Below are 21903 nucleotides of genomic sequence, written 5' to 3'. Positions count from 1 at the left end.
TATCCTATTTTTGCCAAAAAATGCAGAAATTATCAAGCGACTGGGCGCTGTCTGATTTTTTTTGAACTGACACCTGTGAAATACCAAAAAGCGTGCAGATTCGACTTTCTTCTGAATGCTTTTATACAAAAACAGAGGGATAATCCTTGTCAGCTGTGGTAAAACAACCAAAAAAGTGATATAATGAATTTATAGCTCCAAAAGGCAGGGGGAATTCTGTGAAGTACTACAAAATTAACAGTATGAATCAAAGCATCCGCCGCGACGCGGCACAATTTGTCGCGCAGGCCGAGCATGTTTACAGTCAGCAGATTCTTGCGGTCGCACAGCAGCTGTATGAAAATCGTTCCCGAAAACCGATTATCCTGATTTCAGGCCCATCCGGTTCCGGAAAAACTACCACCGCGCTGCGGATTGAGCAGCTTCTTGACAGCTGGAGCTGTGAAACCCATACAATTTCGATGGATAACTATTTTCTGCCATACGATTTCGGCCCGATGCCGCTGGATGAGCAGGGCCATGTTGATCTTGAATCTCCCAAAAGGCTGGACGCAGAGCTCCTGACCGAGCATTTGACCCGGCTCTTCAATTATGAACCCGTGGAAGTCCCGATCTTTGATTTTACGACCCAGACACGCACCGGCTCGGTGCCGCTGCACCGAAAAAAAGACGAACTGATTATTCTGGAAGGGATTCACGCGCTGAATCCGTCGGTGACGGGCCAGACCGACGAAACCGCCACCTGCATCTATGTCAGCGTCCGGACACGCGCGGAGCATCCTTCCGGCGCATTGCTGCATCCGTCCAAAATCCGGCTCGCCCGGAGACTGATCCGCAACAAACTGTTTCGCGGGCGGGGTTTTGACGACACACTAGCCAGCTTCCGCAGCGTTTCCCGCGGGGAAAATCTGTTTATTATGCCCTACAAATACCGTGCCAAATTTGATATCGACACCTTTTTCCCCAGCGAACTGTCTGTCTACCGCCCTTTTCTGCTTTCTGAACTGGAGGCGGTCGGCGGAAAAACCGGCGATCTCGCGGAAATCCGCGAATTTCTTGAACATGTGGAACCGGTGGATGCCGATTTGGTCCCCAAAAATTCTCTTTTGCGGGAATTCATCGGCGGCGGAACATTCAACTGAATTTTACAGAGGCTTCGCATAAAGCAGGGAGGCAGGTAGTCACCTGCCTCTGTGCTTTATGCAACTAAACGGGAAAGTAATTTCTTTTCATCTGCAAGCATTCCGTCAAAAGAAGGTCAGCTGGCTGTCGCCATAGCCCACTTTATACGCGCGGATAATATCCTGCATCCGAAACAGAAGCCCTTGCTGTTCACATGCCGCGGAAAACTCCTTCCACAGTGTTTTAGCATGAGGGCTGACGCACTGGTAGCTGTTCCCGAAAGCGCGCGCATACTGTTGCCGCAGATTCTGCCCGGAGAGCAGCGTGTCCAGCTTTTGAAAATACCATTCTTTCTGGCGGTCCCGCAAAGTCATACCGAACGCGGGATAGAGAAAGCGTGCGCCGGCCTCTTTCGCTTTATGGACAATGGCAAGGATATTATCTGTGTTATCTTCGAGAAACGGCAGAACCGGCATCAGCAGAAGCCCGGTAAAGATACCGGCATCCGATAGCTTCGCAACCGCCTCCAGCCGTTCGGAGGAGCGCGGGGCGCCCGGTTCCACCAACGCGGAAAGGTCGTCGTCCGCCGCCGTTACCGTCACCTTCACAAGCACCGGGGAATGGCTTTTGATCTCCCGCAGAAGATCGATGTCGCGCGTCACGAGGCTGCTTTTGGTTGCGATTGCCACGCCGAACCCATAGGCATTCAAAAGTTCGAGGGCATGACGGGTAAGCTGCAGCTCCCGCTCAAACGGATTGTAGGGGTCGCTCATCGCGCCGGTACCCACCACGCCCGGGCGCACCTTGCGCCGCAGGTCGTTGCGGATGATTTCCAGCGCGTTTTCCTTGGCGCGCACCCGGTCAAACGCCTCGATACCATAGCACTCGCTGCGGCTGTCACAGTAGATACAGCCATGACAGCAGCCGCGGTAAATATTCATATTGTAATCGATGCCGAACCACGTGCTGGATTTGCTACGCGTGACAATCGTTTTGGCGGGAATATAGTCCATATCAGGCTCCCCTATGCGGGATTTCTCCGATCACTGCTGTCTCCAGCGCTTCAGTGACGGGAAAAACTGCCGCATCATTTCTTTCGCTTTTTCTTCCGTCATCCCCGGCTGGTGTTCCGCCATCGGCGTGGCACAGAAATCAATCATCTGTTCCATCGTCATCTCCCCGGTAAACGTTCCGTTCTGGTAGCAGTAGGAACAGTAATCCGGGCTTTTCGTCCCGTCTTTCTCCGTTCCGTACAAACTGTCCTCCATCGGCATCCCGCAGCTTTGGCAATAATGCGTTTTTTCCATTCTGATTGCTCCTTTCACATTTCTTACAGTAAGAATAGCAGACAGAATCGGACATCTGCATGTCATATTATAAATAATTTTTCAATGCGTCCCGAAGCCGGAGAATCAGTTCCGAGCGAATTTCTTCCGGTTCCAGCACAGTCACCGCACCGCCGAAAGTCAAAAGATAGCCGAATATCCACTCACCGGGCGGGAATTCAACGGTCACCAAAAAGCTGCCATCTGGGTTGCGCGTAATCTGTTCCGGCGAAAACTCATCGTAAATCCGGAACGCGCAGGACGCGTCCAGACGAAGTTTCAGCCGAAGCATCTTCTGCGGATAGGGTTCCGAAAAAGGGAGCTTGTCCGGCGCGGCGCGCTCAAACCGTTCCTGTGTCACCAGCAGGTTTTTTATCCGTGTGAGTTTAAAAAAGCGCTCCGCCCCGCGGGTTCTGCAATAGGCATATAAATACCAGCCCCGCCCTTTGAAAATCAGCCGCAGCGGTTCCACAGTCCGTGCGGACTGTTCCCCCGTACTGCTAAAATAATCAAATCTGGCTACTCGATTCTGCAGAACGGCTTCTTTCAGCAATGGGAACCAGTCCCGCTCCTGCTTACCTTCCCAACCCGAAAAATCGATATCCACCCAGTTGACAGTCTCCTTGCGGAAGATACCGCCCAGTTTTTCCAATATGGTACGGTCCATATCCGGCATGCGGACTGCCGCAAGCCCGCGGAGCGCGGACAGGATTTCCCTCTGCTCCGCCTCTGACAGCACCGACCGGTCAAGCACAAAATCATCCAGCAGCCGAATCCCGCCGCCTTTTCCCTTTGCCGTATAAACGGGTATGCCCGCGGCGGAAAGCGCGTCTACATCGCGGTAAATTGTCCGCTCGGAGACCTCAAAGCGTTCTGCCAGTTCTTTGGCGGTCATGTTCCGCCGGCTGAGAAGCAGATAGGTCATTTCAAATAATCGCTGTGTCTGCACGTTCCATCACCCGGCTTTATTATAACATAAAATAACCTGGTCATCTGATTTGAAAACAAGCCCCGGAGAAATTTTCCGGGGCTTGTTTTCATTCGCTCAATTCGGAAAAAAGGTTCAAAAAGTCCTGCTCCACAGATTCAAATTCCAGCCTGCCGAATTCCGGACTGCTTTCCAGCCTGGGCGCTTCCGGGGAGATCGGCTCAGGCATCAGCGCCAGGAATTCATACCACAGAAGAGCATCATCCACGCTGATGATCTGCGCCTGTTCCCCGTCTGTCAGATGATCCAACCCAAAAGCGGCAAAAATCGCGTCCTGCAGCACTTTTTCAAAGTCCAGATACGCGGGCATGTTCCGTTTGACCGGCCGGGTGATATCGGACAGGTACGCCTCGCTGGCATCATGGAGCAGGCAGGCAAGCTGCACCCGCCGGCTGTATCCGCGCGCCGCCGCTTCCCGTGCGCAGTTGATGGAATGCTGCGCAACAGAATAAAAGTGCCGGCAATGGCCGTTGGCGCGGCACAGATTGGACAGCGCGTGCGCGACGTCCCCGATGCGGATCTGCTCCGCGCGCGGTGAAAAAGGGGTAAAATGCATCCCGGACGCGGTGGTAATAAAATCGTCTCTCCCCATACTCCGTCCTTCCAAAGCAGGGACCGCAGGTTCCCGCTTTTACATGCTTGCAATATTTTCTTTATTGTATTCAAAGCTGGAGCATGTAATGCCCGTCAATTTCCCCGAACCGGTTTTCCGCTCTGGAGCCGACTTCAAAATGCAGCAGAGCAATGCCCAGATCAATTCCCTGGTGACCGCTCCGGTCGGGCACTTCCGCGGTTACCGTACGGTTCTTATACTGGAAGTGCACCGGCTGCTTGTTTATCGCGGACGGAGCCTTCTGGACGGCTCTCATACCGTTTAAAAAATTTTCCGGTGTTTCGGCGGCTGTATACAGCTCATCGAGCGGCTTGGTGCCACGCCGCGCTACGGAGCGGATCAGGTGTTCCTTGATCGTCTTTTGGTGCGGCACTTTCCCCACCAGTATAATTGCCACCAGTTTTTCGTCCGGCGCAAGCCCGATCTTTTTCTCGCAAAGGTCCTTATGATAGGTGCCCCCTACCCAGCAGGTGCCGAGTCCAAGCATCGTCGCGTCCAAAACAAGCCGCTCCCCCCAGTAGCCGGCTTTTTCATTGAGGCGCGGCTCACTCTGTTTTCCGGCAAGCGCGAAAAAATGCCGCACGCCGGAAAACATCCCGTAACTTGCGGAAATTCCCTTCATGACATCGCGGTCATTTTCCACCAAACGGATACGAAGGCCGCTTTCAAGATTATAAAGCTCCATGCGTTCCCGCAAAGAAGCCGCGTTTTCCAGCGGTTCCAGCACAAAAGCACGCCGTGAGCACCGCTCGTTGATTGCTTTCTGATAGTCTGTCATGGCAAACCCTCCATTGTGTTCTGATTGCGGGCAGTCTCAAAACTGCTTTTCCCAGTGCGAACTCCCTGCTCTCTGCCAAAATCTGTGGGAATTCTCTGGCAGGTTCTTATGTTTCCCGCCAGAATACGTAATATCCCTGCAGGATCAACAGCCCCGTTTTGCTATTCGTCGTGTTCCGCCCAGTCGAGGCTGCGTGAGACCGCTTTTCGCCAGCCGCGAAGCAGCTTTTGGCGTCTTTCCTCTTCCATATTGGGTTGATACGTGGTGTCGCAGCTCCACAGCCGTTTGATTTCCTCCGTATCTTTCCACATGCCCACGGCAAGCCCCGCAAGATAAGCCGCACCCAGCGCGGTCGTTTCGCGGATCATGGGGCGGCGCACCGGTTTTCTGAGCATGTCGGACTGGAACTGCATGAGAAATTCATCGCGGCTCGCGCCGCCGTCCACGTTCAGTTCCCGCAATTTGATTCCCGTATCCTTTTCCATCGCTTCCACCAGTTCAAGGCTCTGATAGGCGATGGATTCCTGTGCTGCCCGGATAAGATGCTCTCTTCGTGTGCCGCGTGTGATTCCCATGATACAGCCGCGCGCGTACATATCCCAATAAGGCGCCCCCAACCCTGTAAACGCGGGAACGATATAAACGCCGCCGGTATCTTCTACCTTTTGGGCATAATATGCGGCGTCGCAGCTTTCCGTAATAAACCGCAGTTCGTCGCGCATCCACTGGATCACCGCACCGCCCACAAAGACACTGCCTTCCAGCGCATACTGCACTTTCCCCCCAAGGCCGACGGCAATCGTGGTCAGCAGGCCGTTTTCGCTTTTGCAGGGGGTATCCCCCGTATTCATCAGCAGAAAGCATCCGGTTCCATAGGTATTCTTGGCTTCGCCTTCCGAAAAGCAGGTCTGCCCGAACAGGGCGGCCTGCTGGTCTCCCGCAATGCCCGCAATCGGGACCGGTGTGTTCTGGATCAGGACATGCCCGTAAACTTCGCTGGAATTGCGCACCTCGGGCAGCATTGCGCGTGGAATGTCCAGCGCTTCCAGCAGCCGTTCGTCCCAGTCCAGCCGGTGAATGTTATAGAGCATGGTGCGGGAAGCGTTGGTGTAGTCGGTGACATGCGCCGCTCCTCCGGTCAGCTTCCAGATCAGCCAGCTGTCGACCGTGCCGAACAGGATTCCCCCCCGTTTCGCTTTTTCACGCGCCCCCGGCACAAGGTCGAGAATCCATTTGATTTTGGTTGCGGAAAAATAAGCGTCCGGCAGAAGTCCGGTCGCTTCGCGGATGTATTCGGACAGGCCCTGCGCCTTCAAGTCGTCACAGAGATCCGCCGTACGGCGGCACTGCCAAACGATCGCAGGATGAATCGGGCGGCCGGTCGACTTATCCCAGACAATCGTGGTTTCCCGCTGGTTGGTAATCCCGATCGCGGCGATTTCATGGACATCCACCCCGCTTTTCGCAATGACCTCCATCATGACCGCATACTGGGAGGAATAGATCTCCATAGGGTCATGCTCCACCCAGCCCTCTTTGGGATAATACTGGGTCAATTCCTTCTGGGACAGTTCCACGATATTTTGTTCGCGGTCAAACAGGATTGCGCGGGAACTGGTCGTCCCCTGGTCAAGCGCCATGATATAGCGGCCCATGCTACTCCTCCTTGGTATGGTCAGGCTTTTATCAAAAGTATGTGCCGTGTTTGATATTTTGTCAACGGGTTCCGACAAAATCATCCATTTCCGATACAAAATCAGTGATCGGTGTTATAATAAAATCCTTGAGGGGTGAAGGACTTTGAATTCAGAATTGATCATGAAAAATCTTTTGGAGCTTTGCGCGGTTCCCAGTATCAGCGACAGTGACGGAGAGCGCGCAATGTCCCAAAAACTGCGCGAGATGCTGCTGCGCATTCCTTATTTCGCGCAGCATCCGTCGCAGATCGATAGTTTCCTTATTGAAAACGATCCAAAGGGCGGGACCTATCTGTTCGCGCTGATGCGCTGCCGGCGGGAACAGGCAAAAACACTTTTGCTGCTCAGCCATTTTGATGTAGTCGGCGTGGAGGAATACGGCGCCGCACAGGCCCTCGCGTTCGACCCCGCCCGCTATACCGGCTATTTAAAAACCGGAGCAATCAGTCTCCCGGCACAGGCAAAAATGGACCTGGAGTCCGGCAATTTCCTGTTCGGACGCGGCACCTGCGATATGAAATGGGGCATTGCCGCGGATTTGGAACTGCTCCGCTGGTTTTCGGAGCATCCCGAACAGCTCGGCGTTAATCTGCTGATGGTTTCGGTGCCCGACGAGGAACGCAACTCCATCGGGATGCTTTCGGCGGCAAAACGGCTTCTAAGCTACCGCGAAGCGAACCGGCTGACCTATACCTGCTGTCTTGTGGGAGAACCGGACATCTCGCCCGAACAGGGAGGTTCCGCCCAAAAAATGCATGTCGGCGCGGCGGGCAAGCTGATGCCCCTTTTTTACTGCGCGGGAAAAGAGACGCACGTCGGGGAACCGTTCTGCGGGTTAAACCCCGACCTGCTGCTTTCTGAAATTACCGCGCGCATGGAGCTTTCGGCTGATTTCATCGATTCCGACCGGGGCTGCTATACGCCCGCTCCCACCTGCCTGAAGCAAAGCGACCTCAAAACAGCGTATTCTGTGCAGACCCCCTGCGCCGCCTACGCCTATTACAATGTGATGACGATCACGCATACGCCCGAACAGCTGCTTCGCCTGATGGAGCAGACGGCGCGTGACGCTTTTGCCGATGCCTTGCGCCGGATCGAAGAAAAACACGCAGGGGCGGAAAAAAAGCTGGGACGCGCTGTCCGCCGGGATGTGTTTACCCCAAAAGTGATGCGGTACGGCGATCTGTTCCGGCTTTGCGAGCAGGCGCACGGCAAAACGTTTACCGCGCATATGGAGCAGTTTCTTGAGCAGTCGGAGGAAACCGACCTGCGATTGCTGACGGTGGAACTGATTCGGGAGGCGCACAGTTTCTGCCCCGACCGCGACCCCATGGTCATCCTGTGTTTCGCCCCGCCCTATTATCCGCACAGCGGGTTTACTGAGGAGGACAGCCCGACCGTCCGCGCATGCCAAGCTCTGGCAAAGGAAGCGGAAAATTTCGGGGAAGCGTTCGCAATCGACTACTGCTTCAACGGGCTGACCGATATGTCTTATCTTTCCCTGCGCGGGGATGTGGACACAGCCGCCCTGCGTGAAAGCTTCCCGGTCTGGGGAGCGCGCTATTCGGTGCCTTTGGAAGAAATCCGCGCGCTGGACATTCCGTTTATCAATTTCGGGCCGCTCGGGCGGGACCCTCACAAATTTACCGAACGGGTAGATCTCGCGTATTCCTTCGGCAAAGCGCCGGAACTGCTGCTGCGTCTCGTCCGGCTGTTGTCGGAATAGCTATTCAAAAACAAGGAGGCTTCCCGTAGCACGGGAAGCCTCCTTGTCCATCATCAGCTCAACTGCTCGATTTCTCCGCCCGACTGAATCGCCTGCGTATTTGCGGTCAGTGTCTCCAGATACTTTTCACGAATCAAAAACCGGTCGCCATTATTCGTTTGCAGGATCGCCCGGCGGGCCGGACCCGTAAACCAGAGTACGGTTTCTTCTGGTTTTGCGCTGTCGCGATAGGTATAGGTAACGGTCAGGAGCGGTGTTTCGGAGGCAGGCGCGTCCTCCGTGTAAGCGTCTGCCGGTACACCCGTCAGGGACTGGAAGTAACTCCGGAACCGCCCGGCATCTACCGGTTCCCCGCCGCAGGTTACTTTCAGGCTGTCCTTTTCGCCGGCAAGATTAAAAGTCACCTGTTTATCCGGCGTCGCAACGGAAACCGACTGCAAGTCCTCCAGGTCAGGCATTGTCAGCTTGGTGCTGACAAAATCGCCGTAGTTCATTTCCAGCCAGGGCAGGCTGTCCGCCGTGGCCTGATAAACAACCGGTCTGCCCTCCCGCATCAGATAAACGGTTTCGCCCGAAGGGGCGCTCGCCAAAAGCAGGCAGCTCTCTTCCGTTCCGTTATTGTCCCAGGTAAATTCCGCGGTGGAATACGGTTCCGCGAGCCCGAAAGATTCCAGCTGTCCGGCCTTTGGATGGACGGCAACCGCCCGTTCCGCTTTGATTTCGAGCAGATCGGCAATCATCTGTTCCCTTTCGGAACCTACGCTTCCCTGCCCCGGCGAAACCATCCGGTAAACCTCAACCGCCGAGGAATCCTGTTTGCGTTCTATGGACACCGGCTGCTTATGCGCCGGGCCAGCGAACGTCACTTTTTGAACCCGCGGCCCCGCGGAACCGGATGATCCCGACGACTCCGGCAGTTCCGTTACCGTGGTATCCACCAGATCCGTCAGGCCGCCGAGAAAATTCTCCACCTGAGCGGCGGTAACAACATAAACGGTTCCCTCGCCGGTTTTACAGTAAATACCTTTCTCGGCAGGCGCATCCGCGCCGATATCCAGCGTAAAGACAGTCCCGTCCGTATAGTCCGCCTTTACGGCGGCACGCGGACGGTCCAGCCCGAAGTCTGCGAGGTCAGAAACCTGCCCAATGACTGTGGCCGCCTGCACATTCAGCATCGCGCTGCGCATACTCTCCACCCTGCTTTTTGCCAGCAGAATGGAGTCGTCCAGCCCCACGACACGATAACCGCCGTCGGAGAAGGTTACGGCAAAGCCTCCCGCCTCATTCGTGACAGTGATGGAAGTCAGTTCGCTTTCCTTTTTTTGCAGCAGTGGGGTACTGCCTTGCGCGGCGGCACTGCTCTGGGCTGCCTGATCCGGCGTATAGCCGTTCAGGAACCACAGCGCACCGCCCAGCCCCGCCGCAAGCAGGGCGCAGATCAATAACAGAATCAGTTGCTTTTTCATATGGCCCTCCCAAACTTACAGGTGGCGCCTGTGCAGCCAGACCGCAACACCCGCGATCAGAACCGCCAGCGGCAGAAGGAGGGTAAAGATGCCTCCCAGCAGATAAGCCTGCACCATGTTGGAAAGTCCCAGCTCGTCGCCGCCAAGGTCCTTGGGCGCGATGGTGACCGCATTCCCCCGATTGGTCAGCGTGTTAAACGCACAAAGCAGATAATCCGCGTTTGAAACGGATTTGTTGGTCAGAAACATCTCGTCGAGAGAAGCGGAGGACGCCGCCACAAGCACATTGCTCACGGACGGTTTGCCGTTTACATCCTTTGCATAGCTGGAACGGATCATTGCCGGAGCCGCGTGGATATCGGCATCGGTGGGAGCCCAGTCCTCCGCGGCATCAGGCGGCACCACAAATGCACTGTCATAGTACGAAAGCAGTTCTGTGGTCTGATATCCGTCCTGAGTGTCAAACAGAAGGTTCAGCTCTCGTCCCGCATAGCTGGCAAACCGGTTATTTGCCGGCAGCCCGTCGGTATAATCCGGTGCCTTATATTCCACTGCGCAGAGAGCGGGGGTCGCGTTAAAGATGTTCTTTGCATCGCTTTCCAGCAGGATCCCGGGGGTTACCTCAATGCCCCACTCCGCGAGGAACGCATCCAGATTAGGCAGGTCGTAAGCGGTGGTGGCAGGCGCGTAAAACAGAGTTTTGCCGTAGTTTTTCCCGTTTTCGAGGAAAGTGTCCAGCTTTTTGAGAACCGTTTCGTCCGGGTCGCGGCTCGTCCCGACCATGATGGCCAGATCGGCCTGCGGGTCGATTTCCTCGGTGGCAAGGTTTTGCTCCTCCAGTTCAAAATTGTTCTGGGTAAGCAAATTTTTGAACCCGTCCGGCACCGTTTCGCCATGCCCTGTCAGCAGCACTGCCTTTACCGCGGTGTCGCTGGTAACACCCATCATCGCGGAGGTCAGCACCTGATCGGCTTTGGAGGAGATAATGACGGTCTCTCCGGTATAAGGATTGCTGTCGAAATTGAACAGGTCGTTGATGTTGACCTTTCGTGTCTTGCCGTCCGACTCCACAATGATGTCGTAATCGGTGGGGTTGAGGTCGGCATAATTGGACGCGTAGCCGGGGTTGGAAAGCAGGTCGATAAAGGTAACGGTCAGATTTTTGGTGTACTGCTCATACTGGGAAATCACCCGTTTGAACTGTAGCAGGTATTTATCGGTATCCGCCTGCTTTTCATCCATGAACACCGTCAGTTTGACCGGCTTCTCCAGCTGACTGAGGAACTGCACGGACTGGTCGGAGATTTCATAAATCTGATTTTTTGTCAGATCGGCTGTCAGCGGGAATTTATCGGTCAATACGGAAGCCACAATATTAGTAAGTACGATTACGATCAGGAACACCGCGGTGATGGCGGCCGACATTCCGCCGTAGCGGGCCTGTTTGGACTGGAACCATTCTTTCATCTTCATGTCTGCGCCTCCTCAATTCCATCTGCGTTTTTCAAATACGCGGACCGTCAGGAATAGAAACACCGCGCAGATGCTCAGGAAAAAGACCACGTCCTTCAGGCTGAGCATCCCCTGCGTAAAGCTCGTATAATGGCTGTTGAAGGACAGCCCGTCCATGATCTTTTTCAGCAGGGTGTTCTGTGTCAGGGAGGAAAGCCCGTCGACCAGCATCAGCCCCAGGCTGGCAGCGAAAGCGCCCGCCGCGGCAACCACCTGGTTCTCTGTCAGGGAGGAGATAAACATGCCGATGGCGGCAAGCGCACAGCCAAGCAGGAACAGCCCGATAAAGTGCCCCGCCAGCATCGCCCAGTCCGGCGTGGAAAACAGCGCGATCACCAGCGCATACGCCAGCGTGACCGAAATCCCGATGACAAACATGGCAAGCGCCGCGAGGTATTTGCCCATGACCAGAGAGAACAGGCTGATCGGTGCGGTCAGAAGCGCCTGGTCGGTTTTATTCTTTAAATCCTCGCTCATCAGCCGCATCGTAAGAATCGGCAAAACAAACAGGGAAATGATAAACAGGCTGGAGAACACATTGGACAGATCGGTGGTATTTGGCAGCACCGTTGAACCGAAGAAATAGAACCCGGCGAAAAAATAGAATACCGCGAGATACACATAGCCAATCGGGGAGGTGAAATAGTTGCGCATCTCCCGCTTTAAAATTGCCAGCATTATGCTTCCCCTCCCTCTTGAGCTTCGCTGTTTTCCGCGTCCGTCTGTTCCCCGGGTCCGCTTTCGCTTTCGGAAGTCAGCGACAGGAATACTTCTTCGAGGCTCAGCCCCGCCGGGCGGGACGCCAGCAGCGGCCAGCCTTTTTCCGCCAGCCGGAAAAATAATTCGCGCCGGATATCCTGCTCGCGCCCTGTTTCCAGGCTGAATTCAAAAGTGCCGGATTCGCGTTCGCCCAGCCTGTGTACCTCGAGCATGCCCGGAAGCGCCGAGAGCAGCCGGAAGAGCTCCTCTTCCGGCCCAGCAATACGGACAGTGAGCCTGTGTTCGGCGCTCATCGCCTGTTCGAGGTGTTCCGGTGTGTCATCCGCGACCAGCCGCCCCTTGTTGATGACGATTACCCGGTCGCAGACCGCCTGCACCTCCGGCAGGATATGGGAAGACAGGATGACCGTCTGCTTCTGGCCGAGCGTTTTAATCAGGCCGCGGATGTCGATGATCTGCTTTGGGTCCAGCCCGACGGTCGGTTCGTCAAGAATCAGCAGGTCGGGATTTCCCAGCAGTGCCTGCGCAATGCCGATTCGCTGGCGGTAACCCTTTGAAAGGTTTTTGATCAGCCGTCCATAAACGTCTGAAATTTTCACCAGTTCACAGATTTCCCCGATATGTTCCTCCTTCGGCAGCCTGACCGCTTTGAGCTCATACATGAAATCCAGGTATTCCCGGACGGTCATATCCATGTAAAGCGGGGGCCGTTCCGGCAGATACCCGATTTTCGACTTGGCTTTCACGGGACTGGAGAGAATGTCGAGCCCGTCAATCAATGCTGTTCCCGAAGTGGACGCCAGATAGCCGGTAATCATATTCATTGTGGTGGATTTCCCCGCGCCGTTCGGGCCAAGAAATCCCAGGATCTGCCCCCGTTCCACCGTGAAGCTGACATCGTCAACGGCACGCTTGCCGCCATAGGTTTTTGTGAGATGTTTCACCTCAAGCATCTGTTATCTGCCTCCCAGACGGCTGCGCAATACTGCGCGGCCTGTTATTGAGCCCAAACAAAACTGCTCTTATTATAGAAGTGATTTGTTACCGAATTGTATCCTGAAATTGAAAAAACATCGGCATTTTATACGGGAATTGGTAAAGCGAAGGAGCCTGCCGGCGGCAGGCTCCTTTTTTATTTTAAAACAACCGTAGCGGCCAGAATTCCAAGAACGGCCCACTGCAGTACGATACTCATTAAAAAATCCCATTTTTTCCCCGGTCTTTCTTTGAGTTCCTTCACATCGGCTTTGAGTTCATTCATGGACGTTAATATCTGCTGATACCGTTCATTCGCAATGGCATTATCCTGACTGATTTTTTCAATTTTAGCATAGATTTCCCGATGGGCAGCCTGATTCTCTTTGCTATCTTCTTTCAGAGAAGCGACAGACTGCTCCAGATTGCACTCATCATATGGCATCCTCATTCACATCCTTTTTTTCTTTTTCGGCAAGCCGCTCAAGTTGCTGCCCTGCATAGTTTTCCATCGCGTCAAACGTTGCCTGAATCACGGTATTAATCAGGCTCCGTGGAATAAACAGCCGGAGCGCGGCGGGAACCATCTGATAGATTCTACTGGCCACCCATTCAAATTTGATATCACCGGATTTGGACAGTATGCTGTATCTGTTCTCAGCTTCCGCGATCAGGCCTGCAACTTTGCTCCTGATGGCCGCATTCTGCCGGTACCAGAGCGCCAGCCCGCCAAAAGCAGCAGTCAGGACATACAAAACCGATCGAAGGATTTGAATACTATTCATAAAAGGTTCCTCCTGTCTTTTGATTCTATCTGTTTGGTCCAAGAAGAGAATGGCGCTATTGTATGATATGTTTGCCGGACGATTTTTGATTTGCCGCGCAGGCAAGCCGCTGCCGGCAAAAAGTCAGTACCGCCGCCGCAGCCCGTTTGTTATTGACTTCGGACGGATTGTATATTATAATAGTATACGAAAGGTTAGTTCAGGCTAACCAATTTGACCGCAACAACTTTGATGCGGCCTGACATACTGATTGCACCGCAAATTAGTACATACTAATTGACGTGACGGAAGGGGATGTGGATTTATGGAATTCGCAAAGGGTGTTTGGCAGGATGAAGTCAATGTTCGCGATTTTATCGTGAGAAACTATGCGCCGTATGACGGCGGGGAAGAGTTTCTCGCCTTGCCGACACAACGGACACTGAAATTATGGAAAAGGCTCAGCGAACAGATGAAACTGGAGCGTGAGCGCGGCGGCGTTTATGAGATTGATGAAAAGACGATTTCCACCATCACGTCCCATAGCGCAGGCTATATCGACAAAGACCTGGAGCAGATTGTCGGCCTGCAGACCGACGAACCGCTTAAACGGGCGATCATGCCGTTCGGCGGCATCCGACTGGTTTATACCTCGCTGGACGCCTACGGCAAGAAAATGGACCCACAGGTCGCGAATGTCTTTCAATACCGCAAGACACACAACGACGGCGTGTTTGACGCCTATACTGATGAAATGAAAAAAGCGCGCCATACGGGCATCATTACCGGGCTTCCCGACGCTTACGGCCGGGGCAGGATCATCGGTGATTACCGGCGCATTGCGCTTTACGGCGTGGATCTCCTGATCCGGGAGAAGGAGGCCGCCAAGAAAAACCTTGTGTTTGACATCATGGACAGCCCTACCATCCGCCTGCGGGAAGAGGTTTCCGAACAGATCAAAGCCCTCAGGGAACTCAAGGAGATGGCCGCAAAATACGGAATTGATCTGTCTGCTCCCGCACAGAATACAAAGGAAGCCATCCAGTGGCTTTATTTCGGGTACCTTGCGGCGGTCAAGGAGCAGAATGGCGCGGCCATGTCGATCGGGCGGATTTCCACCTTCCTTGATATTTACGCCGAAAAGGACTTAGCGGAAGGAAGATATACCGAACAGGAAATTCAGGAGCTGGTCGATCACTTTATCATGAAGCTGCGCATCATCCGGTTTTTGCGCACGCCCGCATATGACGAATTGTTTTCCGGAGACCCGACCTGGATCACGGAGGCAATCGGCGGCATGTGTCTGGACGGCAGGCACATGGTGACCAGGATGTCCTACCGCTTCCTGCATACGCTGGTCAACCTGGGCTCGGCGCCCGAACCCAACCTCACGATCCTGTGGAGCGGGCATCTGCCCACGGCTTTCAAGGAATACTGCGCGAAGATTTCCATCGGCACCTCCTCCATCCAGTATGAGAACGATGATCTCATGCGGGAAAAATTCGGGGATGACTATGGCATCGCCTGCTGCGTCTCCGCCATGAGAATTGGCAAGCAGATGCAGTTTTTCGGTGCGCGCGCCAACCTTGCCAAAGCGCTCCTTTACGCAATCAACGGCGGCCGTGACGAACGCTACGGAGATCAGGTCGCTCCCGTGCTGGCGCCGGTTGCTTCCGAATATCTGGAGTATGACGAAGTGATGCAGCGGTTCGACACCGTCTGCGAATGGCTGTCCAAGCTCTACATCAACACGCTGAATATTATCCATTATATGCACGATAAATATTGTTACGAACGAATTGAAATGGCCTTGCATGACGAAACTATTGTAAGGACTTCGGCCTGCGGCCTTGCGGGGCTTTCGGTCGTGGTGGACAGCCTCTCCGCCATCAAGTATGCCAAAGTCAGACCCGTCCGCAATGAGTCCGGCCTCGCGGTGGACTTCGAAATCGAGGGCGACTATCCCAAATTCGGAAACAATGACCCACAGGTGGATGAGATTGCCGTCAGCGTTGTGAAAAACTTTATGAAAAAGATTGAAAAGCACCGCACCTATCGTGAATCCAAACCGACCATGTCGATTCTGACGATTACCTCCAACGTGGTCTACGGCAAAAAGACCGGCGCCACCCCCGACGGCCGGAAGGCGGGCGAACCCTTTGCCCCCGGCGCCAACCCGATGCACGGCCGGGATACCCACGGCTGCGTGGCTTCCATGAAGTCGGTCGCAAAACTGCCCTATGACTATTCCGAGGACGGCATCTCCTACACCTTTTCCATTGTACCCGGCGCGCTCGGCAAGGAGGCGCAGGAGAAGGTCGAAAACCTTGCCGCGCTGCTGGACGGCTACTTCGCGGAACGCGGCCACCATATTAATGTCAATGTGCTCAACCGGGAGGTGCTCCTGGACGCGATGGAACATCCGGAAAACTATCCGCAGCTGACGATCCGAGTTTCCGGTTATGCTGTCAACTTTATCAAACTGACCAGAGAGCAGCAGCTTGATGTGATTCATCGTACTTTCCACGAGAGGTTTTAGGATTGAACATGCACAATGACGACGCGGTTGCCGGCAGGATACATTCGATAGAAACGTTCGGCGCGGTGGACGGCCCAGGCATCCGCTATGTGGTCTTTTTTCAGGGCTGCCGTCTGCGCTGCCTCTACTGCCACAATCCCGATTCGTGGGCTGTCGGCGGCGGGAAAGAGGTTACGGTCGGCAAGCTGCTGGAGGATATCGCCGCCTACCGCAACTTCATTAAAAGCGGGGGTGTCACACTCTCCGGCGGTGAACCGCTGCTCCAGCCGGAATTCGCCGCCGCGCTTCTGCGGGGATGCAGGCGGCTGGGATTCCATACGGCGCTCGACACAGCGGGCAGCGTGCCGCTGGAGGTTTCGCAGGAAGTGATTGATCTGTCCGATCTGCTGCTGCTTGATATCAAGTCCTATGACCCCGGGCTCTGTGAAAAGCTGACCGGTTCGGAAAGTGCGCATTCCCTTGCGCTGAAAACGCTGGAATATTGCGAAAGCATCGGCAAGCCTGTCTGGATCAGGCATGTTCTCGTCCCCGGCTATACGCTTTCCCCGCCGCTGCTTGAAAAGCTCGCGGAATATCTCAGCGGTCTTTCCTGCGTCAAACGGGTCGATTTGCTCCCGTTCCATAAAATGGGCGAGTATAAATGGGCGGAACTAAACGAACCTTATCAACTGTACGAAACGCCCGCGCCTTCTTCTGAGGAGCTCCGTCAGGCAACGGAAATTTTTCGGAACCATCATTTAATATATGAAACAGAAAGGAAATGGCTATGAAACAACTCACGATCGCAAAAGTCACAGGGCGGGAAATCATTGATTCCCGCGGAAATCCTACTGTAGAGGCGGAAGTATACCTTTCAGACGGCACCGTCGGACGCGGGGCCGCGCCAAGCGGCGCATCCACCGGCGTTTTTGAAGCGCTGGAGCTGCGCGACAAGGATAAAAAGCGGTTTGGCGGAAAAGGCGTTTCCAAGGCAGTCCACAACATCAACACCAGTATCAACAAAGTCCTCAGCGGCGTAAACGCATTGGACATCTACGCGATTGACCGGCTCATGTGTGAAGAGGATGGAACAAAAGACAAGTCCAGCCTGGGCGCAAACGCGATTCTCGCGGTATCCATCGCCTGCGTGAGGGCCGCTGCCACCGCCCTCCATCTTCCGCTGTACCGCTATCTCGGCGGCGTAAACGGCAATACGCTTCCCGTGCCGATGATGAATATCCTCAACGGCGGCGCCCATGCGGCAAACAACGTGGATGTGCAGGAGTTCATGATCATGCCTGTGGGCGCGGAAAGCTTCCGGCAGGGCCTGCGCTGGTGCACCGAAGTGTTCCATGCGCTGGCCGGCATCCTGAAAGAACGCGGACTTGCGACCTCTGTGGGAGACGAAGGCGGATTCGCGCCGAACCTGGCGTCGGATGAAGAAGCGATCGAACTGATTCTGCAGGCGGTTGAAAAGGCAGGTTACGAGGCGGGAGACGACTTCGTACTTGCCATTGACGCGGCGTCCAGCGAATGGAAAGGCGACGGATGCTATCTGCTGCCGAAGGCACAAAAAAAGATGACCGCGTCGGAACTGATTGCCCATTGGAAAACGCTCTGTGAAAAATATCCCATCTATTCCATCGAGGACGCGCTCGACGAGGAGGACTGGGAAGGCTGGAAGCAGCTCACTTTGGAGCTTGGCGGCAAGGTTCAGCTGGTCGGCGACGACCTGTTCGTCACCAACACGGAACGACTCAAGAAAGGAATCGAATCGGGCTGCGGCAACTCCATTCTGATCAAGCTCAACCAGATCGGCTCCGTCTCCGAAACACTTGAGGCGATCAAAATGGCGCACAAGGCCGGCTATACCGCGGTCGTTTCCCACCGCTCCGGCGAGACCGAGGACACGACGATCGCCGATCTCGCCGTCGCTCTCAACGCGGGGCAGATTAAAACAGGCGCTCCCAGCAGAAGCGAGCGGGTGGCGAAATACAACCAACTGCTGCGCATCGAGGAAGAACTCGGAGTCGGCGCCAAATACCTCAAAAAGCAGGCTTTCAACGTACAAAGATAATGATCCGCCCGCCGCGGAAGCGGCGGGCTTTCTTGTCCCTGTGCGGCGGCAAACCCTTGACAAAAACGTATAGTAGGTATACGATTACGGTATGGAACAGAAGAACGGCGTAAAAAAACTGTCCAGACAGCTTCTGGATACGATCCAACAGTTTAATTGTTATGACCGGCTCACCCGCTCATTTGGGACTGACCATGTGCTTTTCCTTTCCGAAATTCATCTGATTGATTATATCGGCAGCCACAGGGACTGCTATATTTCAGAAATTGCCAGGGAACTGCAGGTGACGAAAGGCGCCATATCGCAGATGGTGAAAAAGCTGGAGCGGAAAGGATATCTGATCAAAGCGGTGGACACCGGGAATAAAACAAGGATGGTTGTGCGTCTGTCGGCAAAGGGGCAGATTGCTTTTGATGGGCACTGCCGTTACCATAATCGCCTCGACAGGGATCTTGCAAACGCATTGCAGGACTTCACCGACGAAGAGACCGCCGCTGTCTGTCAATTTCTGAAACGAATGGAAGAACAGTGGAAACAGCACTCGGACTGAGTGCTGTTTTTGGCGTTGACCACATCGTTAAAAAATAGATTCAAAGGAGCTTACCCATGAACAAAAAACTGCAGATGATGGAAAACGGACCGGTCGGCAAGGCACTGCTCTATCTGGGGCTTCCCACGATTGTAGGCCTGTTAATGACCGGGTTTTATAATTTTGTGGACAGTTACTTTGTCGCGCAGCTCGGTACCGAGGCTATGGGGGCAATCTCGATCGTTTATCCGTTTGTCACGCTGGTGCCGGGTCTCGGCCTGCTGTTCGGAAACGGCGGCGCCGCTTTTATTTCCGAGCTGTTGGGTGCGGGGAAAAAGGATGAGGCGGAAACCGTTCTGGCATCGACCATCTTTTACTGTTTCTCTTTAAGCGTGCTTTCCCAGCTTACTCTCCCCTTTCTGTCGGGACTTCTCACCGCCATGGGCGCGTCGGAGCAGGTGCTTCCGCTTGCGCTGGACTATGCACGCATTCTGCTGGTTTCCTTTCTGTTCCACATCCCTTCGGTCTGCCTGATGAACCTGGTGCGGGCTGAAGGCGCGGTGGGACTCAGCACCTGCTCCCAGCTGACAGGCTCTATCTTAAATATCATCCTAGACCCCATCTTTATTTTTTCCCTTGGAATGGGTATCCGCGGGGCGGCAGTGGCAACCGCGATCTCACAGTTTGTGTCATTTGCCATTCTGGTCCAATATTATCTGAGGAAAAAAAGCTATCTGAGACTGGACTTCCGGAAGACACGCCTGCACAGTTGGATTGTTTCCCCCATTCTGAAGATCGGCGTCCCCCTGTTCGCGATCAACCTGTTTCAGAGCCTTTCGCTCGGCGCGGCCAATATCGCCGCCGCGCCATACGGTGACCGAGTGGTCGCCGCGCTGGGAATTGCAAACCGCGTCGTCGGCATGACGACCTTTGCTATCACAGGATTTTCGCGCGGGTATCAGACCTTCATTTCGTATAACTACGGAGCGGGCTACTGGCAGCGCATCCGCGAAGCAACCAAAAAGGCATATCTGTGGGGGCTTGGCGGCGGAGCCGTTATCTCGCTGGGACAGATTCTGCTCGCGGAACCGATTGTGCGGGCGTTTTCGCAGGACGGCGCTGTCATTTCCATCGGCGTACAGGCTTTGATTGCGGCAAGCGTCCTGTTTTTCACTTATGGATTTCAGGCGATGGCTACGGTATATCTGCTTTGTATCAAATACAATCGTGCGGGCTTCCTGTTCAGCATTGGCAGGCAGGGTCTCATGTATCTGCCTGTGCTCTTTTTATTTGAGCGGATATGGAATACGACGGGCATCTATTACGCCCAGGCTGCGGCGGACGGCCTCACCACGCTGGTGATGATCGGCTTTTTGCTGGCTATATCAAAAATCCGGAATCCCGGAAAGGTAAATTAAACGCTCATCAGACATATTTTGCATAACTCCTTTACTGCTGTTTTTTCAATGACAGCAGTTTTTTGCAAAAATTTTTAGATACTTTTGCTAAAATATTTAAACTCATCAAGTATTTACAGTCGATATTTTTTATTCATCGAAAAAAAACAGAGCAAAATATGCGCGGTTTCGAACAGGACAGCCAAAAAATACCGTGTTATTGGTTCCCGCTTCTGCTAGAATGAAAACAAGGAAAAACAACAATCCAATCTGATAAATGTAGTAATGGAGGAGAAATCATGAAGAAGATTATCGCAATCAGTTTGGCAGCAATGTTGGCGTTGGGTTCCTTTGCCGGTTGCGGAGGCAATGCAGCGCCCGAAGCCCCGGCTTCATCCCAGGCTCCCGCAGCTTCCGAGTCCTCATCAGCAGAATCTTCCGAAGCCGTTCAGGAACCGGTAACAATCCGCGTCCAGTGGTGGGGCGGCGATGACCGGCATGAGGCGACCCTCAAAGCGATTGAAGCCTTCCAGAAGAAATACGATTATATCACCGTTGAGCCCGAGTACGGCGGCTGGGACGGACACACGGAAAAGGTCAACACCCAGTTTGCGGGCGGTACCGCGGCGGACGTACTTCAGGTCAATTACGACTGGATCGCAAACCTTTCACCCGACGGAAAAGGCTTCCTCGATCTGAAATCCGCGCCGGAAATTGATCTTTCCAACTGGGACGAGTCCGTTTTGAAATTCGGTTACAGCAACGGTATCCTGAATGCTATTCCGGTTTCTGTCACGGGCCGCAGCCTCTACTACAACAAATCAACCTTTGACAGGCTTGGTGTGGAAATTCCCAATACCTGGGATGACCTGAAAGCTGCGGGCGCTAAATTCCAGGCCGCGGGCGAAAACATGTACCCGTTCGACCTTGACACCGGGTCCGGCTTCCCTGCCTGGTATGCCGCTTGTGTCTATGAGCAGCAGAAAACCGGCAAACAGTTTATCACCGACGATAATAAGCTCGGATTCACCGTGGATGAGATCAAGGACGCGCTTGACTTCTATATGAGCCTTGAGCAGTCCAAGGCCATCCGGACCCAGCAGACCCGCATGAACGACGCCGGTGAAACCGCGCTTTACCAGACCGATCCTTTTATCTCGGGCAACGTGGCGGGCGTTCTGGAATGGGGCTCCTCTATCGGTAAATTTGCAAAAGTGCTGACCGAAAAAGATCCTCCCGACGAACTGGTGCTCGGCGATCTTCCTGTCATTGACGGTGCGAAAATGAATGGCTGGTTCATGAAACCGTCCCTGTTGTTCGCGATCAACGCAAAAACAGCCCATCCCAAGGAATCCGCGCTGTTCCTCAACTATCTGCTCAACGACCCCGAGGCGTCTGTCATTCTCGGAACCTCCCGCGGAATCCCCTCCAGCAAATCCGCAATGGAAGCGCTTAAAGCCAGCGTTGATCTGGAAAATGACCTTGCTTTTCTCGGAACAGAGCAGATTATGAACTGTAACCCATGCATCGTAAGCCCCTACATGGAGAACGCTGAGATGAAGGAAGCCTATAAGACCGCAGTGGAATCCGTTTCATACGGCTCGGCGACTTCACAGGACGCCGCGCAAACCATGTTCGATTCCGTCACCGACATTCTTGCCGAACTGACAGCCTGACCAGACAAGGCAAAATGATC

The 21903-nt window shown here is 54.1% G+C and carries 20 protein-coding genes; 8 read left to right on the top strand and 12 right to left on the bottom strand.

Going from position 1 to position 21903, the window contains the following annotated elements; all coding sequences use genetic code 11:
• Positions 1-218 precede the first annotated feature (218 nt).
• Positions 219-1142 (top strand): uridine kinase family protein, encoded by a 924-nt coding sequence (locus tag C1A10_RS11740; protein WP_101910439.1) that lies wholly within the window; start codon positions 219-221, stop codon positions 1140-1142.
• Positions 1143-1247: 105 nt separating this feature from the next.
• Here the strand turns inward: C1A10_RS11740 and C1A10_RS11735 are convergent, their stop codons facing one another.
• From C1A10_RS11735 to glpK, 6 genes are all read right to left on the bottom strand, one after another.
• Complete coding sequence (locus C1A10_RS11735) at positions 1248-2135, bottom strand: SPL family radical SAM protein (protein ID WP_101910438.1); 888 nt, start codon at positions 2133-2135, stop codon at positions 1248-1250.
• 30 nt (positions 2136-2165) lie between these two features.
• Complete coding sequence (locus C1A10_RS11730) at positions 2166-2429, bottom strand: zinc ribbon domain-containing protein (protein WP_101910437.1); 264 nt, start codon at positions 2427-2429, stop codon at positions 2166-2168.
• Positions 2430-2496: 67 nt separating this feature from the next.
• Positions 2497-3396 (bottom strand): helix-turn-helix transcriptional regulator, encoded by a 900-nt coding sequence (locus C1A10_RS11725; RefSeq protein ID WP_101910436.1) that lies wholly within the window; start codon positions 3394-3396, stop codon positions 2497-2499.
• An 88-nt stretch (positions 3397-3484) separates the two neighbouring features.
• Positions 3485-4027 (bottom strand): phosphohydrolase, encoded by a 543-nt coding sequence (locus C1A10_RS11720; protein ID WP_242968922.1) that lies wholly within the window; start codon positions 4025-4027, stop codon positions 3485-3487.
• Between the two features lie 70 nt (positions 4028-4097).
• Positions 4098-4826, bottom strand: coding sequence for a nitroreductase family protein (locus tag C1A10_RS11715; RefSeq protein WP_101910435.1), 729 nt, complete (start codon positions 4824-4826; stop codon positions 4098-4100).
• Between the two features lie 161 nt (positions 4827-4987).
• Positions 4988-6481 carry a glycerol kinase GlpK gene (glpK, locus tag C1A10_RS11710; protein ID WP_101910434.1) on the bottom strand — a complete coding sequence of 498 codons (1494 nt, stop codon included), beginning with the start codon at positions 6479-6481 and terminating at the stop codon, positions 4988-4990.
• Between the two features lie 145 nt (positions 6482-6626).
• Between glpK and C1A10_RS11705 the strand changes: the two genes are divergently transcribed.
• Entirely contained in the window at positions 6627-8249 is a 1623-nt protein-coding gene (locus C1A10_RS11705) for a M20/M25/M40 family metallo-hydrolase (RefSeq protein WP_101910433.1), read from the top strand.
• Positions 8250-8302: 53 nt separating this feature from the next.
• On the opposite strand, the gene C1A10_RS11700 is transcribed toward C1A10_RS11705, so the two are convergent.
• The 6 genes from C1A10_RS11700 to C1A10_RS11675 form a co-directional block, all read right to left on the bottom strand.
• Positions 8303-9715, bottom strand: a complete 1413-nt coding sequence (locus tag C1A10_RS11700) for a DUF4340 domain-containing protein (protein WP_101910432.1) — start codon at positions 9713-9715, stop codon at positions 8303-8305.
• A 15-nt stretch (positions 9716-9730) separates the two neighbouring features.
• Positions 9731-11188, bottom strand: coding sequence for a GldG family protein (locus C1A10_RS11695; RefSeq protein WP_101910431.1), 1458 nt, complete (start codon positions 11186-11188; stop codon positions 9731-9733).
• A 12-nt stretch (positions 11189-11200) separates the two neighbouring features.
• Positions 11201-11905 (bottom strand): ABC transporter permease subunit, encoded by a 705-nt coding sequence (locus tag C1A10_RS11690; RefSeq protein ID WP_101910430.1) that lies wholly within the window; start codon positions 11903-11905, stop codon positions 11201-11203.
• Positions 11905-12900, bottom strand: a complete 996-nt coding sequence (locus C1A10_RS11685; RefSeq protein WP_101910429.1) for an ABC transporter ATP-binding protein — start codon at positions 12898-12900, stop codon at positions 11905-11907. The genes C1A10_RS11690 and C1A10_RS11685 overlap by 1 nt, the downstream gene beginning before the upstream one ends.
• Positions 12901-13079: 179 nt before the next feature.
• Entirely contained in the window at positions 13080-13367 is a 288-nt protein-coding gene (locus C1A10_RS11680) for a hypothetical protein (protein ID WP_101910428.1), read from the bottom strand.
• Positions 13357-13707, bottom strand: a complete 351-nt coding sequence (locus tag C1A10_RS11675) for a hypothetical protein (RefSeq protein ID WP_101910427.1) — start codon at positions 13705-13707, stop codon at positions 13357-13359. The genes C1A10_RS11680 and C1A10_RS11675 overlap by 11 nt, the downstream gene beginning before the upstream one ends.
• A 304-nt stretch (positions 13708-14011) precedes the next feature.
• Here C1A10_RS11675 and pflB point away from each other — a divergent pair, with 304 nt between their 5' ends.
• The 6 genes from pflB (at position 14012) to C1A10_RS11645 (ending at position 21883) form a co-directional block, all read left to right on the top strand.
• Positions 14012-16225 carry a formate C-acetyltransferase gene (pflB, locus tag C1A10_RS11670; RefSeq protein ID WP_101910426.1) on the top strand — a complete coding sequence of 738 codons (2214 nt, stop codon included), beginning with the start codon at positions 14012-14014 and terminating at the stop codon, positions 16223-16225.
• A gap of 8 nt (positions 16226-16233) precedes the next feature.
• Complete coding sequence (gene pflA / locus C1A10_RS11665) at positions 16234-16995, top strand: pyruvate formate-lyase-activating protein (protein WP_101911641.1); 762 nt, start codon at positions 16234-16236, stop codon at positions 16993-16995.
• On the top strand, positions 16992-18281 hold the full coding sequence (gene eno / locus C1A10_RS11660; protein ID WP_101910425.1) for a phosphopyruvate hydratase: 1290 nt from the start codon (positions 16992-16994) through the stop codon (positions 18279-18281). The genes pflA and eno overlap by 4 nt, the downstream gene beginning before the upstream one ends.
• Before the next feature lie 91 nt (positions 18282-18372).
• Positions 18373-18831: a MarR family winged helix-turn-helix transcriptional regulator gene (locus tag C1A10_RS11655; protein ID WP_101910424.1), complete on the top strand. Its 459-nt coding sequence runs from the start codon at positions 18373-18375 to the stop codon at positions 18829-18831.
• A gap of 56 nt (positions 18832-18887) precedes the next feature.
• Positions 18888-20228 (top strand): MATE family efflux transporter, encoded by a 1341-nt coding sequence (locus C1A10_RS11650; protein WP_242968921.1) that lies wholly within the window; start codon positions 18888-18890, stop codon positions 20226-20228.
• A gap of 278 nt (positions 20229-20506) precedes the next feature.
• Complete coding sequence (locus tag C1A10_RS11645; protein WP_101910423.1) at positions 20507-21883, top strand: ABC transporter substrate-binding protein; 1377 nt, start codon at positions 20507-20509, stop codon at positions 21881-21883.
• The last annotated feature ends 20 nt before the right edge of the window (positions 21884-21903 follow it).

Source organism: Marasmitruncus massiliensis, assembly GCF_900186535.1.
In the GTDB taxonomy this organism is placed as follows: Bacteria; Bacillota; Clostridia; order Oscillospirales; family Ruminococcaceae; genus Anaerotruncus; species Anaerotruncus massiliensis_A.
This window is presented reverse-complemented; position numbering and strand designations above follow the sequence as displayed.

Coding starts and splice junctions, on each gene's coding strand:
- C1A10_RS11675 (WP_101910427.1), bottom strand. CDS start 13,707: ATGAATAGTATTCAAATCCTTCGATCGGTTTTGTATGTCCTGACTGCT.
- pflA (WP_101911641.1), top strand. CDS start 16,234: ATGCACAATGACGACGCGGTTGCCGGCAGGATACATTCGATAGAAACG.
- C1A10_RS11695 (WP_101910431.1), bottom strand. CDS start 11,188: ATGAAGATGAAAGAATGGTTCCAGTCCAAACAGGCCCGCTACGGCGGA.
- C1A10_RS11685 (WP_101910429.1), bottom strand. CDS start 12,900: ATGCTTGAGGTGAAACATCTCACAAAAACCTATGGCGGCAAGCGTGCC.
- C1A10_RS11735 (WP_101910438.1), bottom strand. CDS start 2,135: ATGGACTATATTCCCGCCAAAACGATTGTCACGCGTAGCAAATCCAGC.
- glpK (WP_101910434.1), bottom strand. CDS start 6,481: ATGGGCCGCTATATCATGGCGCTTGACCAGGGGACGACCAGTTCCCGC.
- C1A10_RS11690 (WP_101910430.1), bottom strand. CDS start 11,905: ATGCTGGCAATTTTAAAGCGGGAGATGCGCAACTATTTCACCTCCCCG.
- C1A10_RS11730 (WP_101910437.1), bottom strand. CDS start 2,429: ATGGAAAAAACGCATTATTGCCAAAGCTGCGGGATGCCGATGGAGGAC.
- C1A10_RS11720 (WP_242968922.1), bottom strand. CDS start 4,027: ATGGGGAGAGACGATTTTATTACCACCGCGTCCGGGATGCATTTTACC.
- C1A10_RS11655 (WP_101910424.1), top strand. CDS start 18,373: ATGGAACAGAAGAACGGCGTAAAAAAACTGTCCAGACAGCTTCTGGAT.
- pflB (WP_101910426.1), top strand. CDS start 14,012: ATGGAATTCGCAAAGGGTGTTTGGCAGGATGAAGTCAATGTTCGCGAT.
- eno (WP_101910425.1), top strand. CDS start 16,992: ATGAAACAACTCACGATCGCAAAAGTCACAGGGCGGGAAATCATTGAT.
- C1A10_RS11715 (WP_101910435.1), bottom strand. CDS start 4,826: ATGACAGACTATCAGAAAGCAATCAACGAGCGGTGCTCACGGCGTGCT.
- C1A10_RS11680 (WP_101910428.1), bottom strand. CDS start 13,367: ATGCCATATGATGAGTGCAATCTGGAGCAGTCTGTCGCTTCTCTGAAA.
- C1A10_RS11650 (WP_242968921.1), top strand. CDS start 18,888: ATGAACAAAAAACTGCAGATGATGGAAAACGGACCGGTCGGCAAGGCA.
- C1A10_RS11700 (WP_101910432.1), bottom strand. CDS start 9,715: ATGAAAAAGCAACTGATTCTGTTATTGATCTGCGCCCTGCTTGCGGCG.
- C1A10_RS11645 (WP_101910423.1), top strand. CDS start 20,507: ATGAAGAAGATTATCGCAATCAGTTTGGCAGCAATGTTGGCGTTGGGT.